We start from the raw sequence: 14,901 nt of genomic DNA, 5'->3' as shown, positions 1-14,901 counted from the left end.
AGAGGGGTGCTACGCGGTGACTGCAACCGGAAGCGACGAGGAAATCGACCGGTCCGCGCCGCCCCCCAAGCCGCGCCGGGTGCGCAGGACCATCGCCGCCATCGTCAGCGTCATCGGCGAGCTGCTGATCACCGTCGGCCTGATCCTGGGCCTGTTCGTCGCCTACTCGCTGTGGTGGACCAATGTCCTCGCCGACCGCGAGGCGCACAAGCAAGGTGACCAGGTGCGCCAGCACTGGGCGAGCAGCGGGCCCAAGGGGCCGGGGGAGCTGGACACCAAGGACGGCATCGGCTTTCTGCACGTACCGGCGATGAACAACGGCGAGGTGCTGGTCGAGAAGGGCACCGACTCCGAGGTCCTCAACGAGGGCGTGGCCGGCTATTACACCAAGCCGGTCAAGTCGGGGCTGCCGAACGACAAGAAGGGCAACTTCACCCTCGCCGCACACCGCGACGGCCATGGCGCGAAGTTCCACAACATCGACAAGCTCAAGGACGGCGACCCGATCGTCTTCGAGACCAAGGACACCTGGTACGTCTACAAGGTCTTCGCGACGCTGCCCGAGACCTCGAAGTACAACGTGGACGTTCTCGACGACATCCCGAAGGAGTCCGGCAAGCGCAAGGCCGGCCGCTACATCACCCTGACGACCTGCACCCCGGTCTACACCTCGAACTACCGCTACATCGTCTGGGGCGAGCTGGAGCGTACGGAGAAGGTCGACGCGGACCGCACACCCCCGAAGGAACTGCGCTGACTTCCGCCCCGCCCAGCCCCCCCGGCACTCCGCATACGACGAAGCCCCGGCCGCCCTCCAAGGGCTGCCGGGGCTCCGTCGTGAGTCGCCGTACGGGTCGCTAGTTCTTGCCGCCGAACGGCCCACCGAAGAGGCCGCCGCCGTCATCGCCCCCGTTGCCGTTACCGTTGCCGCCACCGCCGATGGTGGTCAGCGTCACGGTGGTGGTGCCGGGATCGGCCGGCTGCTGAGGCTGCGGGTCCTGGGTCACCACACGGGCGTTGTCGTCCTGCGCACTGCCGGCGGCGAACTGGATGTTGTTGAAGCCGGCCTGCTGCAGCGCCTGCTTCGCCTCCTTGACCGTCCGGCCCCTCACGTCCGGCACCGGCGTCTGCGCCGCCGCCTTGCCCACGGTCAGGGTGACAGGGGAGTTCTTCTCGGCCGGGGTGTTGCCGTTCGGGGACTGGTTGAGGACCTTGCCGACCTGATTCGGGTCGGAGACCTCCTGATCGCTCCGGGTGACCGTGAAGCCGAGGTCCTTGAGCTGCTTCTCGGCAGCCGCGAAGTCCTGGCCCTTGACGTCCGGGACGTTCACCTTCGGGCTCTCCGTGGCGATGGACAGCGTGATCTTGGTGTTCTTGGTCTTCTTGGAGTTCGGCTTCGGGTCCTGATCGGCGACCGTACCGGGGTCCCGGTCGGAGACCACGGACTTGGTCTCGATCTCGGTGAAGCCCTTGTCCCCGAGCTCCTTGCGCGCCTCGTCCTCGGTCAGACCCTTCACATTGGGAACCGAGATCTGCTCCTGACCCGTGCACAGCGTGACCGTGACGGTGCCATTCTTCTCGATCTCCTTGCCGGACTTCGGCTCCTGCTCGGTGACCCGGCCCTTCTTGACGTTGTCGCAGGCCTTGCGGCCGCCCTCGACGACCTTGAAGGTGCCGTTCTCCCCGAAGCCCTTGGCCTCCGACAGGGTCTTGCCGACGAGGTTGGGCACCGGCGTCTTGCCGCCGCCCTTGTTCCCGTTGGTGAACATCGCCTTGCCGATGAAGATCGCACCGACCAGGACGAGCACCGCGGCGAGCACCAGCAGGATCGTCGAGGTGTTGCTCTTCTTCTGACCGCCGCCCCGCCGCCGGTCGGCGCGCTCGTCGTAGCCGTAGCCCCCGTCGTCCGCGTTCATCGGCGGGAGCATGGAGGTCTGGCCCGCCGGATCCTGCGGACGCAGCATGGTCGTCGGCTGGTCCTGGTCGTAGCCCGCCGCGCCCATGGCGGAGGTCGCAGCAACCGGCTGGCCCTCCAGCGCCGCCTCGATGTCGGCGCGCATCTCGTCGGCCGACTGATAGCGGTAGTCCGGGTCCTTGACCAGCGCCTTCAGGACGATGGCGTCCATCTCCGGCGTGATCTCGGGGTCGAAGTTGCTCGGCTTCTGAGGCTCCTCGCGGACATGCTGATAAGCCACCGCGACCGGTGAGTCACCGACGAACGGCGGCCGTACGGTGAGCAGCTCGTAGAGCAGACAGCCGGTGGAGTACAGGTCGGAGCGGGCGTCGACCTGCTCGCCCTTGGCCTGCTCGGGCGAGAGGTACTGCGCGGTGCCGATGACCGCCGCGGTCTGCGTCATCGTCATACCGGCGTCGCCCATCGCGCGGGCGATACCGAAGTCCATGACCTTGACCTGGCCGGTGCGCGTCAGCATGACGTTGGCCGGCTTGATGTCGCGGTGGACGATGCCGGCCCGGTGGGAGTACTCCAGCGCTTGCAGGACGCCGGTGGTCATCTCCAGCGAGCGCTCGGGCAGCAGCTTTCTTCCGGAGTGCAGCAGCTCACGCAGCGTGGAGCCGTCGACGTACTCCATGACGATGTACGGGATCGAGACACCGTCGACATAGTCCTCGCCGGTGTCGTAGACCGCGACGATCGACGGATGGTTCAGCGAGGCGGCCGACTGGGCCTCACGGCGGAACCGGGCCTGGAAGGACGGATCACGGGCGAGGTCCACCCGCAGCGTCTTCACAGCTACGGTGCGGCCCAGGCGGGTGTCATGCGCGAGGTACACCTCGGCCATGCCACCACGGCCGAGCACCGAGCCCAGCTCGTACCGGCCGCCGAGGCGACGCGGCTCTTCCATAAGCTTCTCCAGCCCTCTCCGTCAGTCCCGACCGCACCGGTGTGTGGTCCGGCGGTGTGCTGTCCGGGCATACCGTACCCGGCACGCCGTACCGGACCGGGCCGGAGCCGCAACCTGATACGTGACCGGTATTGGCATGACCCGAGTCACTTCTCGCCTTCGAGTACCGCCTCCATGACCCGCTTCGCGACCGGAGCTGCGAGCTTGCCACCGGCGATGTCATCGCGGAGCGTGTCGGATCCCTCAATGACGACGGCTACCGCGACCGGGGTGCCCTTGTCGGTCTTGGCGTAGGAGATGAACCAGGCGTACGGGTTGTCCTTGTTGTTCTCGCCGTGCTGCGCGGTTCCGGTCTTACCGCCGACCGTGACGTTCGGGATCTGAGCGTTGGTTCCCGTGCCCTTCTGGACGACGGTCTCCATGATGCTCTGGATCTTCTGGGCGTTCTCCGGCGACAGCGGCCGGCTCATCTCCTGCGGCGTGTGCTGCTGGACCACATTGAGGTTCGTCGCGACCAGCTGATCGACCATGTACGGCTTCATCAGCTTGCCGCCGTTGGCGACCGCCGAGGCGACCATGGCCATCTGCAGCGGCGTGGCGCGGTTCGACGCCTGGCCGATGCCCGCCATCGCGTTCTGCGGCCGGTTGTCCTTGGGGAAGATGCTCTCCGCGGCCCGGACCGGGGTGTCGATCTTCGGGTCGTTGAAGCCGAACTTCTCGGCCTCGTCCTTCATCTTCTTGTTGCCGAGGTCCGCGCTGATCTTGCCGAAGACGGTGTTGCAGGACCAGCGCAGCGCCTCGCGCAGGCTGGCGTTCTCGCAGGGGATGTTGCCCTCGTTCTTCAGCTCGATGCCCGAGGTGTCGGGGAGCGTGTAGGGCAGCGGCGAGACGGTCTTGGAGTCGACGTCGCTGTAGAGGCCGTTCTCCAGCGCCGCCGCGGCCGTGACGACCTTGAAGGTCGAGCCGGGCGGGTAGGTCTGGCGCAGCGCCCGGTTGAGCATCGGCTCGTCGGGGTTGTTCTTCTTCTGCAGCGCGTTGTACGCCTCGGCGTCCTTGTTGCTCATCCCGGCGAAGGTGGACGGGTCGTACGACGGGGTGCTGGCCAGCGCCAGGATCGCGCCGGTCTCCGGGTTGATCGCGGCGACCGCGCCCTTCTGGTCGCCCAGACCCTCGAAGGCGGCCTTCTGGGCCTTGGCGTCGAGGGTGGTCACCACATTGCCGCCCTTCTGCTTGCCGCCGGTGAACATGTCGACCGTGCGGCTGAAGAACAGCCTGTCGTCGGTGCCGGAGAGTATGCCGTCGTTGAGCTTCTCGAGCTGGTTGGAGTCGAAGGCCTGCGAGGCGTAACCGGTGACCGGCGCCCACATCTTGCCGTTCTTGTACGTCCGCTTGTACTTGAAGTCGCCGCTGTCGGTGGTCGTGGAGCCGGTGATGGCCTTGCCGTCGACGATGATGTTGCCGCGCGGCGTGCTGTAGCGCTCGATGGCGACCCGGCGGTTGTGCGGGTCGTTCTTGAGCTCATCGCCCTGGACGAACTGCACCCAGTTGACGCGCACGAGCAGAGCGAGGACGAGCAGGCCGCAGAAGATCGCGACCCGGCGCAGGGGCTTGTTCACGGGCGGACCACCTGGGTCATCTCGGCGTCGGTGGACGGTGCGGGGGCCGGCGCGGGGCGGCGTGCGGTGTCGCTGATCCGGAGCAGGATCCCGACCAGCGCCCAGTTGGCGATCACGGAAGAACCACCCTGGGCGAGGAACGGCATCGTCATACCCGTCAGCGGGATCAGGCCCGTCACACCACCGGCGACCACGAAGACCTGCAGCGCGAAGGCGCCGGACAGGCCGACCGCCAGCAGCTTGCCGAACGGGTCACGGGCGGCCAGCGCCGTACGGATACCGCGCTCGATCAGCAGGCCGTACAGCAGCAGGATGGCCATCAGGCCGGCCAGACCGACCTCCTCGCCGACCGTGGCGAGGATGTAGTCGCTCTTCGGCGCGATGCCCTGGATCAGGCGCGAGTAGCCCTGCCCCAGACCGGAGCCGAGGATGCCGCCGGACCCGAAGGAGTACATCGCCTGGGCGGTCTCGGTGACACCGCCGTTGAGCAGCTCCAGCGGGTTGAGCCAGTTGTGCACACGGACCTGGACGTGCGACTCGAAGGTCGCCACCGCGACCGCGCCGCCCGCGCTGAGCAGGAGCCCGAACACGATCCAGCTGGTGCGCTCGGTCGCGACGTACAGCATCACGACGAACAGGCCGAAGAAGAGCAGCGAGGTACCCAGGTCGGTCTCGAAGACCAGGATCATCAGGCTCAGGGCCCAGATGACGAGGATGGGGCCGAGGTCGCGGCCGCGCGGGAGGTAGAGCCCCATGAAGCGGCGGCTGGCCAGCGCCAGCGCGTCCCGCTTCACCATCAGATAGCCGGCGAAGAAGATCGCGATGATGATCTTCGCGAACTCACCGGGCTGCAGCGAGCCGAGACCCGGAATCGTGATCCAGATCTTGGCGCCGTTCACGCCGGGGAAGAACATCGGCGCGACCAGCAGCACCAGCGCGATCACCATCGAGATGTAGGTGTAGCGCTGCAGGACACGGTGGTCCTTGAGGAAGATCAGGATGCCGAGGAAGAGCGCAACACCGAGCGTCGACCACATCAGCTGGTTCGGCGCCATCGCCTTGCCCAGCGAGGGCTCCTGGTCGAGCCGCCAGATGAAGATCAGCCCCAGGCCGTTGAGCAGGGTGGCGATGGGCAGCATCAGCGGGTCGGCGTACGGCGCCCACTTGCGGACGACGAGGTGGGCGACGCCCGCCAGCAGGCCGAGGCCCAGGCTGTAGCCCAGCACACCGGCCGGCACCGAACCGTCCTTGGCCAGGCCGACGTTGATGTACGCGAACACCGGAATCAGCACCGCGAAGACGAGCATCGCCAGCTCGGTGTTGCGGCGGCTCGGGGCTCCGATGGTGCCGATGGTGGTGGTGTTGGTGGTACTGCTCATGAGATGTACGGCCCCCTACGCCCTCACTGCTGGGTGCTGCAATTCTTTTCCAGCTTCTGCTGCTCCTCGGAGGGGGCCTGGCTGGGAGTGGGTGTGGGAGTCGGCGACGCGGTCGCCGCGAGCGTGCCGGGCAGGCCGGTGCCGCCGGTCTTGCCCGCTTTGTCGGTGGAACCGGGCTTGGTGCTCGGCGTACCGGGCTTGGTCGGCGTACCCGTCTGGCCCTTGCCTCTGTTACGCGCCGCTTCGCGCTCGGCGGCCTCCCGCTGCTCCTTGCTGCGGCAGGCGTTGGCCTGCTTGCTCAGCTCGGTGACCTTTTCGCCGGCCTGCGCGCGGTTGTCGACCGCGATCGTCTCCTTGACCTGGTTGCGCTGGTACAGCGGCAGGTACTTGAGTTCGATCTCGGGGTGGTCCTCGTCCACGTCATTGAGCTTGATCCACGCCAGGTCCTGGCTGATGCCCTGGTAGAGCGCGATGTGGTCGTCCTTGGCGCCGACGAAGTACTGCGTCTGCGTCCAGCGGTAGCCGGCGTAGAGCCCGCCGCCGACGACGCCCAGCGCCAGTGCGATGAAAAGGGACCGCTTGATCCACTTCCCGCGCCGCCGGGGCTTGATGAAGTCCTCGTCGATGAACGCGCCGAAGGAACCCTGCGGCGGCCCGCCGACCTCCAGGTCACCGCTTCCGGGCGGACCGAAGGCGCCTCCCGGGGCGGCCTGCTGGGCGTCCCTGCGGCCGAGCTCGGCGGCCCGGGCGGCCGGCGTCTGCATCGTGCTGGGGTCGCTGAGCTGGTTCTGGTTCTCGGCGACGGCGCCCACGATCACCGGGGTGTCGTTGAGCTGACCGGCCATCGACTCATTGCCGTCCACGTCCAGGACGTCGGCGACGATGCAGGTGATGTTGTCGGGGCCACCGCCGCGCAGCGCGAGCTGGATCAGCTCCTGCACCGTCTCGTGCGGCCCGTGGTAGCTGGCGAGTGTCTCTTCCAGCGTCTGGTGGCTGACGACCCCGGACAGCCCGTCCGAGCAGATCAGATACCGGTCGCCGGCCCGCACCTCGCGGATCGACAGGTCCGGCTCGACATGATCGCCGCTGCCCAGCGCCCGCATCAGCAGCGACCGCTGCGGGTGGGTGGTGGCTTCCTCTTCGGTGATCCGGCCCTCGTCGACCAGCCGCTGCACCCAGGTGTGGTCCTGGGTGATCTGGGTCAGCACGCCGTCGCGCAGCAGATACGCACGCGAGTCACCGACGTGGACGAGGCCGAGCCGCTGACCGGTCCACAGCAGGGCGGTCAGGGTGGTCCCCATGCCTTCCAGCTGGGGGTCCTCCTCGACCATCACCCGCAGTTGGTCGTTGGCCCGCTGCACGGCGGTGCCGAGCGACGTGAGGATGTCCGAACCGGGGACGTCGTCGTCGAGCTGGACGAGCGTGGAGATCACCTCGGAGGAGGCGACCTCACCGGCGGCCTGGCCGCCCATGCCGTCGGCGATGGCGAGCAGTCGCGGTCCGGCATAGCCGGAGTCCTCGTTGCCCTCACGGATCATGCCCTTGTGCGATCCGGCGGCGAAGCGCAGTGAAAGACTCATGCGCACCTCACCCGTCGGCTCGGGGTACAGCCGGTCTCGTCGAGCCACACTGCCCACCCTCCGGTCGGGAGCACGCCCGGGTCCGCCGAGTGGACCGCCGCGGCTCGCTCGCTCCGCTCGCTCATTGTCGTACTACTTCCGCAGCTCGATGACGGTCTTGCCGATGCGGATCGGGGCTCCCAGAGGAATCGGTGTCGGGGTCGTCAGTCGGGTCCGGTCCAGGTACGTGCCGTTGGTGGAACCGAGGTCCTCGACGATCCACTGGCCGTCACGGTCCGGGTAGATCCTGGCATGCCTGCTGGACGCGTAGTCGTCGTCCAGCACGATCGTGGAGTCGTGCGCACGGCCCAGGGAGATGGTCTGGCCTTGGAGGGCGACGGTGGTACCGGTCAGCGAGCCCTCGGAGACCACCAGTTTCGTGGGGGCTCCGCGGCGCTGGCGGTTGTTGCCGCGGCCGCCTTCCTGGCGGCGCTGCTGTTGTTGCGGTGGCGCGGCAGCCTGGCGCTGCGTACGCGGTTCCTGCCCGCCGCGCCGGGCGGCACCGCGCTGTGTGACGCGCGTGCCGAACAAATCGCTGCGGATGACCTGAACGGCCACGATGACGAACAGCCACAGTACGGCGAGGAAACCCAACCGCATGACCGTGAGGGTCAGCTCTGACATTGCCCCCGCTTCACCCTTCGGCTTGCCGGTAAACGATGGTGGTACTGCCCACGACAATCCGCGAGCCGTCGCGGAGATTAGCGCGAGTGGTGTGCTGCCCGTCTACCACGATGCCGTTCGTGGAACCCAGATCCTGGATCATGGGGGGCGTTCCGACCCGGATCTCACAGTGACGCCGGGAGACACCCGGGTCGTCGATCCGTACGTCAGCGTCGGTGCTGCGGCCCAGTACGAGCGTGGAGCGCGAGATCTGGTGGCGGGTGCCGTTGATCTCGATCCAGCGCCTGGTTTGCGCGTGGGGCTGCGGTCCTGCACCGGGCGGTGCCGTACGGGGTACGGGCTGCGCGCCGCCGGGAGGCGGGGACGAAGGCATGGGGGGCGGGCTCACATGGCCGCCGCCGGGCTGGCTGCCGCGAGGCATCGCGGAGGCACGCTGGGCGGCCGCCGCCTGGCCCGGGTGATCCTGGGACGAGCTGGAGGCGAGCGTGCGACTGCGGACGCGGTACAGGCCGGTGTCGAGATCGTCGGCCTTCTCCAGATGGACCTTGATCGGGCCCATGAAGGTGTAGCGCTGCTGCTTGGCGTAGTCGCGGACCATGCCCGACAGTTCGTCGCCGAGCTGCCCGCTGTAGGGGCTCAGGCGGTCGTAGTCGGGGGTGCTCAGCTCGACGATGAAGTCGTTGGGGACGACCGTGCGGTCGCGGTTCCAGATGGTGGCGTTGTTGTCGCACTCGCGCTGCAGCGCGCCGGCGATCTCAACGGGCTGCACCTCTGACTTGAACACCTTGGCGAAGGTGCCGTTGACGAGACCTTCGAGACGTTGCTCGAAACGCTTCAGTACTCCCACGGGGCACCTCCTTCCTCAGTCTTCGTCGGGGTCGTCCTGATCGGGTCGTCCTGATACTGCTTACTGATCGTATCCACGCGTCGGGAAATCGGCTGGTTCCCCTTTCCCGCCTTGAGGACGAGTGTCGCCCCTCACAGGGTTGCCCGGTGCTTCTTGCTCCTTGCCCACTGCTTGTGCACTGCGATCGTAGATGTGCCCCGAAGACAGTGTCCCGCAACCGCCGACCACTCCGGCCGGGCGGGGGCCGGAGTCGGACACGGCGGGCCATGAGCCGTCCCGGCGCGGGGACGGGCGGACCGGTGAGCCTCACTCCGGTTGCGGCTACCGCGAGTGTGAACCCTTTGGGCAGTGCTCGGCGAATGCCCGAGGTGCGGAGGGGTGCCGAACCGGGGTGGCCGCAGGGCGGGGACCGGGGGAAAGGCGTGTGAAGACACCCCCGACAGCGTGCTAATGTTCTGGATGTCGGCAGGCGCTCGCACAAGACCCGGACGGAACAACCCGGATCGCGTGAGAGGATCAACCGGCAGCACCCATGCGCGGGTGGCGGAATAGGCAGACGCGCTGGATTCAGGTTCCAGTGCCCGAAAGGGCGTGGGGGTTCAACTCCCCCCTCGCGCACAGATGAGACCCCCGGTCTCCGGAGAAATCCGGAGACCGGGGGTCTTTCGTTGTGTTTGTCACGTTGTTGTGTGCGTCACGGGGGTGGGGTGGCGCTGGGGTGTGGGTGTGGGTCTCGCCGGCCGCGGGCTCGCGACGTATGTCACCCGCGACCTCTGTCACTTCGCGACCTCCGTCACAGCGGTACGGAAGGCGCGTACCCGGGCCGTTTCGCGCGCCGTGTGGTGGACGAGGCCCAGTACGGAGTCCGGCAGGCCCGTGACGGGGACGAAGACGATGTCGCGGCGGCCGTGGTAGTCGGCGGTCGGGCGGCACAGCAGCATGCCGCCGCGGCCGGCCGCGGCGAGGGTGAGGCCCTCTTGCAGGGTGCTGACCTTGGGGCCGGCGGGTATCGGGCGGCCCTGCGGGGTGGTGGCCGGGGCATGGGCCGCTCGCCAGTAGGCGGGCGCCGGGCCGTCCGGGGAGATCAGTGGCGTGCCGGCGAGATCCTCCGCGGAGATCGCGGTACGGGACGCCAGCGGGTGCCGTACGGAGACGGCGAGGGTCTGCTGCTGGGCGGAGAAGACCGGGCCGAGGGTGAGATCGGGCTCGGTGACGGGCAGGAGCGTGACGGCGACATCGACCGTGCCGCTGCGCAGCGCGCCGAACGGGTCGCACAGCGGGATCTCGACGATCTCGGTGGCACAGCCCGGGTGGCGGCGGTGGAAGGCGTCGATGGCCCGCATGATCCGGTCGTCCGCGGTGCCCTGGAAGCCGATCGTCAGACGCCCCTCGATCCCGCGGGCGGCGCTGCGGGCGCGCTCCACGGTGGCGCGCAGCGCGTCGTAGGCGGGGCGCAGGGACGTACGGAACTCCTCGCCGAGCGGGGTGAGACGGACGCGGCGGCTGGTGCGGTCCACGAGGCGGGCGCCGATCCGGGACTCCAGGGCGCGCAGGAGCTGGCTGACGCGGCTCTGCGAGACGTACAGCCGCTCGCCGGTGCGGCCGAAGTGCAGCTCCTCGGCGAGGACGAGGAAGCACTCCAGCTCGCGGAGTTCGAGCGCGGAGGTGGCGCCGGGGGCGGTGCCGGGGGCGGTCGAGGGGGGCGGGCCGCTCATGGGTTCCTTCGGGCTCCTTCGGGCGTTCCTTGGCGTCGGTGTTGGTCGTATTGGTGGCGTTTGTGGTGTTGGTGGTGTTGGCACGGTGGTGGCGTGCGGTGGATCAATGAGCCCTGTTCATCGATGAGTTCTGCTCATACAAGGGTGAGGAGTTGGCCGTTGTTCCCTGGTGGGCGCGGAAGTTGGCTGGGGACATGACGAACATCGAGGGCCGGATGGCGGGCCGCGCGGCTGGACCAGCGGCGCCACCAGGGGAGTTGGGGTGGGTTCGGGGCGGTGCCTGGCCGGCGGTGGGGGCGCTGGCGGCGGCGACGTTCACGGTCGTGACGTCGGAGATGCTGCCGGTGGGGCTGTTGACGCCGATGGGCCGGGAGCTGCGGATCACGGACGGCACGGCGGGGCTGACGCTGACCGCGACGGGCCTGGTCGCGGCGGTGGCGGCGCCGGTGCTGACGTTGCTGGCCGGGCGGCGGGACCGGCGGGTGGTGCTGGCCGCACTGATGGGCACGCTGGCGGTGGCGAATCTGCTCGCGGCGTACGCGCCGAATGTCGCGGTGCTGCTGGCGGCGCGGGTGCTGGTGGGGCTGGGGATGGGCGGGGTGTGGGCGATCGCGGCGGGGCTCGCGGTGCGGCTGGTGCCGGGGCGAAGGGTGGCGGCGGCGACGTCCCTGATCTTCAGCGGGGTCGCGGCGGCGTCGGTGCTGGGCGTGCCGGCCGGCACGTTCCTGGGTGAACTGGGCGGCTGGCGCACGGCATTCGTGGCGATGGCCCTGGTCTGCGGGGCGGTGGCGGTCGCGCTGGCCGTATTGCTGCCGCCGCTTCCGGAGAGCGCCGCGGTGCGGCTGAACGGAGTGCTGGGGCTGCTGCGTGGCGCACCCGTACGGACCGGACTTCTGCTGGTGGCGCTCCTGGTGACGGGGCACTTCGCGGCGTACACGTATGTGCGACCGGTGCTCGAGGAGGTGGCCGGCGCGGAGGCGGGGCAGATCAGCACGCTGCTGCTGGCCTTCGGCCTCGCGGGTCTGGCCGGGAACTTCACGGCCGGTGCCGCGGCGGCGCGCTCGCCGCGTGCGGCGTTGCTGGCGATCTGTGGGGTGCTCGCGGGAGCAGTGTTGCTGGTGCCGCTGCTGGGGCACGTCGCGGGGGTCGCGGGGGCGGCACTCCTGGTGGCCGTATGGGGGCTGGCCTACGGGGGCGTGTCGGTCAGCACCCAGACCTGGCTGATGGCGGCCGCACCGGGCGCGCGGGAGGCCGTATCGGCGCTGTTCGTGGCGGTGTTCAACGGGGCCATCGCCCTGGGGGCACTGGTCGGCGGGCGGGCCGCGGACGGCTGGGGCGCGGCCGGCGTGATGTGGCTGGGCGGCGCGCTCGCGGTGGGGGCGCTGGTGACGGTGGGAGTGGGGAGGGGGCCGGGGCGGGAGGTGGGGTGAGTGGGGGCCTGAGGCTCTGGGGAAGCCGTGGCCCCTGGGGATGCGGGGTGAAGTGGGCTCCGGCCCGGGGGCGTTGGGCGTTGGGCGTGGGGCGGGGTGTGCCGCGTGTGCCGCGTGTGCCGGTGCCCCCGGGGTGGGCGCGTGGGATGCGGGCCGGGGCGGGCGCGGGTGCCCGACTCGGCTCGGCCTGGGTTCAGGCGGCGAGGCGCTCGGCGAGGGCCTTGGCCTTGGCCGCCGCGTCCTCGTGGGCCTTGTCGCGGGAGGTCTCGTACAGCGGGACGAGGTCGGCCATCGCCGGGTTGCTGGGGGCCATGGTCAGCTCGGGGACGATGAAGTCGACGTCGAGCCCCATTCCGCCGTTCAGCACCGCCTCCAGGTAGTTCTGGACGTACTCGAAGGACTCACGGGGCGTGCCCGGCGCGTACGAACCGCCGCGGCTGGCGATGACGGTGACCGGGGTGCCCTTGGCGGACGGCTGTTCGCCCGCCGTACGACCCATGAGGATCACCTGGTCGAGCCACGCCTTGAGCGTCGAGGGGATCGTGAAGTTGTACATCGGCGCGGCTATGACGATCGCGTCGGCCTGCTCCAGCTCCTCGGCGAGCTTCACACGCAGCGCGAAGGCGGCCTGCTGCTCGGGGGTGTGGGTGGCCGGGTCGGAGAAGCCGGCGGAGGCGGCGACGCCGTCGAGGTGCGGCAGCGGGTCGGCGGCCAGATCACGGTGGATCACCGTGCCGTCGGGGTGCTGCTCCTCCCAGGCCTTACGGAAGGCCGCGGTGACCGAACGGGAGGCGGAGCCGCCCTCGGGGAAGACGGAGGAGTCGATGAGAAGAAGCGTGGCCATGAGGATCGGTCCTTCGGTTCGCGGCCGACGATGCGCGGCCACTGATTGAATTCCGTACGTCCCTATTAATAGCACAGGAGCTTACTTTTTTGCAGTAGCCAAGAAGAGGGCGGTACTCTGGGTGTATGGCGGACCACAGCGAGGCGATGTGCAGACAGGTCGACGACGGCATGACGCGCGTCTTCGAGCTGTTCGGGAAGCGCTGGACGGGGCTGATCGTCGCGACCCTGATGCCCGGCCCCGTGCACTTCGCCGATCTGCGGCGGGCCATCCCCGGGATCAGTGAGCGCATGCTCTCCGACCGCCTCATGGAGCTGGCGGCGACCGGTCTGCTCGTACGCGAGGTGGATGCGGGGCCGCCGCTGCGCGTCTCGTACCGGCTGACGGAAGCCGGTCTGGCGATGGAGCCCTCGCTCAAGGAGCTCGGTCGCTGGGCGGAGACATATCTGGCCGATGGCGGGCAGTGTCCGGAGCGGTTTCGGAAGTAGGTGAAGTGGGCGGGGCGGGCGGGGCGGGCGGGGTGGCCCGGGGGCTTGGTGGGTGCCGGGTGGCGGCGGCCGGATTTCGGGTGCCTTACCCCAGGCGTTCCTGGGCGGCGTTGTAGCGCAGCAGATACGTGGCGAAGCGGTCGAGGTCGGCCTCGTCCCAGTCGGCCAGTCGCTCGTGGAACGCCTGGCGGCGGCTTGCGGTGACGTTCGCGAGCACCTGGGCGCCCTTCTCGGTGGGGTGCAGCACCTGGACGCGGTGGTCGTCCGGGTCGACGCGGCGCTCGACGAAGCCGAGTTTCTCCAGTGCGGCGATCTGCCGGCTGACCGTGGACTTGTCCAGGAAGTAGTGCGCCGCGAGGTCCGTGGCACGACATCCGCGCTGGTCATCGAGGTGCGCAAGCAGGGTGTAGGAGACCAGTGAGAGCTCGGGATGCATCCGGGCGGCGGTTGCACGGGCCCGTCGGGCGAACGCGGTCATCTCCTGCTGGATGGTCTCGACGGAGTCATCGCGGTGAGCCACGGGTTGCCTTTCATAGAGGTAGTTGTACAGTACAACGTGAATTGAGAGTTGTATTTGCCAACTACTGGCCGGGGTGGTGCCTGACTGGCGCCGGCCACCTGTGGCGGTGATCGGCGGCGCCGGAGCCGTGCTGCGGCGCCGGCTGCGGGCGGTGCTGGCGATCGGTACGTCCTTCGTGGTCAGCCTCATCGGGACGGCGTTCGCCGGTCCGGTCTTCCATCTCGTCGACCACGGCCTGTGGGGGCTGTGGGGCATGGCTTGGCTGTACTCCGCGGGCATTCTGCTGATCGGTACCGGCTTGCACACGTTCCTCAAGCGCTGGACCACGCTCGGCGTGATGGCCCTCTTCGTGATGCTCAACTTCACCTCCTCCGGCGGGATCTTCCGCCCCGGGATGCAGAACGGGTTCTTCGCGGCACTGCACTCCTTCTGGAACGGCGCGGGCTTCGTGGAAGGCACCCGCAGCCACGTCTACTTCGACGGCTACGGCCTGTCCCGACACCTCTGGACGCTGGCGCTGTGGCTGGTTGTCGGCCTGCTGACGGTCGGTGTGGCGGCACTGGCCGAGAAGCGGCGGCGCACCGCGGAGGCGGAGGTGGTGGCCAACGCCGCTGCGGTGGCGGCCGCTGCGGTGGCGGCGACGGTGCCGGAGCCGGCGTCGCGGGGGACGGCGCGGTCGGCGCAGTCGGCACGGTCGGCGCGTACGGATGGGGAAGTGGGGGCCGGCGACGGTGGGTCTGCGGAGGATGAGATGGGCGACGAGGCGGAGGCGGAGGGGGAGATGGAGGAGGAGATGGAGGAGGAGATGGAGGAGGCGGTGGGTGTGTAGCGGCCGGGTGGCCGGGTGGCCGGGTGGCCGGGCCGGCCAGAGGCCGGGGCGTGCAGCGGTCCAGCCGCTGGGACTTGGAGCCACGCCCTGCGCCCCTCCCGACCTGCACAGTCGGTCGGCAGGGGC

Annotated in this window: 12 protein-coding genes, 1 tRNA gene and 1 pseudogene; 5 read left to right on the top strand and 9 right to left on the bottom strand. The window is 69.2% G+C overall.

The features are described from left to right. Positions 1 to 16 precede the first annotated feature (16 nt). Positions 17 to 757 (top strand): class E sortase, encoded by a 741-nt coding sequence (locus tag KI385_RS23050; RefSeq protein ID WP_238574059.1) that lies wholly within the window; start codon positions 17 to 19, stop codon positions 755 to 757. Positions 758 to 857: 100 nt separating this feature from the next. Here KI385_RS23050 and pknB read toward each other — a convergent pair whose 3' ends face one another. The 6 genes from pknB to KI385_RS23020 all read right to left on the bottom strand — a co-directional run bounded on the left by pknB (position 858) and on the right by KI385_RS23020 (position 8,949). After that, the gene (gene pknB / locus KI385_RS23045) at positions 858 to 2,864 is read right to left on the bottom strand and encodes a Stk1 family PASTA domain-containing Ser/Thr kinase (protein ID WP_238574058.1); all 2,007 of its coding nucleotides are present in this window, start codon (positions 2,862 to 2,864) and stop codon (positions 858 to 860) included. Between the two features lie 146 nt (positions 2,865 to 3,010). Beyond that, entirely contained in the window at positions 3,011 to 4,480 is a 1,470-nt protein-coding gene (locus tag KI385_RS23040; protein ID WP_238574057.1) for a peptidoglycan D,D-transpeptidase FtsI family protein, read from the bottom strand. Next, entirely contained in the window at positions 4,477 to 5,859 is a 1,383-nt protein-coding gene (locus KI385_RS23035; RefSeq protein ID WP_128508771.1) for an FtsW/RodA/SpoVE family cell cycle protein, read from the bottom strand. The genes KI385_RS23040 and KI385_RS23035 overlap by 4 nt, the downstream gene beginning before the upstream one ends. A 23-nt stretch (positions 5,860 to 5,882) precedes the next feature. Beyond that, a complete protein-coding gene (locus tag KI385_RS23030; RefSeq protein WP_238574056.1) occupies positions 5,883 to 7,439 on the bottom strand; it encodes a PP2C family protein-serine/threonine phosphatase in 1,557 nt (518 codons plus the stop codon). A 132-nt stretch (positions 7,440 to 7,571) separates the two neighbouring features. Beyond that, positions 7,572 to 8,102, bottom strand: a complete 531-nt coding sequence (locus tag KI385_RS23025; protein ID WP_238574055.1) for an FHA domain-containing protein FhaB/FipA — start codon at positions 8,100 to 8,102, stop codon at positions 7,572 to 7,574. 10 nt (positions 8,103 to 8,112) lie between these two features. Then, complete coding sequence (locus tag KI385_RS23020) at positions 8,113 to 8,949, bottom strand: FHA domain-containing protein (RefSeq protein WP_238574054.1); 837 nt, start codon at positions 8,947 to 8,949, stop codon at positions 8,113 to 8,115. Between the two features lie 534 nt (positions 8,950 to 9,483). Here KI385_RS23020 and KI385_RS23015 point away from each other — a divergent pair. Further along, positions 9,484 to 9,567, top strand: a tRNA-Leu gene (locus KI385_RS23015). A gap of 158 nt (positions 9,568 to 9,725) precedes the next feature. On the opposite strand, the gene KI385_RS23010 is transcribed toward KI385_RS23015, so the two are convergent. Further along, positions 9,726 to 10,664 (bottom strand): LysR family transcriptional regulator, encoded by a 939-nt coding sequence (locus tag KI385_RS23010; protein WP_238574053.1) that lies wholly within the window; start codon positions 10,662 to 10,664, stop codon positions 9,726 to 9,728. Positions 10,665 to 10,858: 194 nt separating this feature from the next. Between KI385_RS23010 and KI385_RS23005 the strand changes: the two genes are divergently transcribed. Beyond that, the gene (locus KI385_RS23005) at positions 10,859 to 12,094 is read left to right on the top strand and encodes an MFS transporter (protein ID WP_238574052.1); all 1,236 of its coding nucleotides are present in this window, start codon (positions 10,859 to 10,861) and stop codon (positions 12,092 to 12,094) included. A 193-nt stretch (positions 12,095 to 12,287) separates the two neighbouring features. Here the strand turns inward: KI385_RS23005 and KI385_RS23000 are convergent, their stop codons facing one another. Beyond that, positions 12,288 to 12,938, bottom strand: coding sequence for an FMN-dependent NADH-azoreductase (locus KI385_RS23000; protein WP_238574051.1), 651 nt, complete (start codon positions 12,936 to 12,938; stop codon positions 12,288 to 12,290). Between the two features lie 125 nt (positions 12,939 to 13,063). Here KI385_RS23000 and KI385_RS22995 point away from each other — a divergent pair, with 125 nt between their 5' ends. Beyond that, positions 13,064 to 13,426, top strand: coding sequence for a winged helix-turn-helix transcriptional regulator (locus tag KI385_RS22995; RefSeq protein WP_238574050.1), 363 nt, complete (start codon positions 13,064 to 13,066; stop codon positions 13,424 to 13,426). 85 nt (positions 13,427 to 13,511) lie between these two features. Here KI385_RS22995 and KI385_RS22990 read toward each other — a convergent pair whose 3' ends face one another. Continuing rightward, positions 13,512 to 13,946 carry a MarR family winged helix-turn-helix transcriptional regulator gene (locus KI385_RS22990; protein ID WP_128508705.1) on the bottom strand — a complete coding sequence of 145 codons (435 nt, stop codon included), beginning with the start codon at positions 13,944 to 13,946 and terminating at the stop codon, positions 13,512 to 13,514. 100 nt (positions 13,947 to 14,046) lie between these two features. On the opposite strand from KI385_RS22990, the pseudogene KI385_RS22985 reads away from it, so the two are divergent. Next, positions 14,047 to 14,775: pseudogene (locus tag KI385_RS22985) on the top strand (ABC transporter permease); the annotation flags it as partial. Between the last annotated feature and the right edge of the window lie 126 nt (positions 14,776 to 14,901).

Source organism: Streptomyces inhibens (assembly GCF_022221585.1).
GTDB classification, from domain to species: domain Bacteria; phylum Actinomycetota; class Actinomycetes; order Streptomycetales; family Streptomycetaceae; genus Streptomyces; species Streptomyces inhibens.
This window is presented reverse-complemented; position numbering and strand designations above follow the sequence as displayed.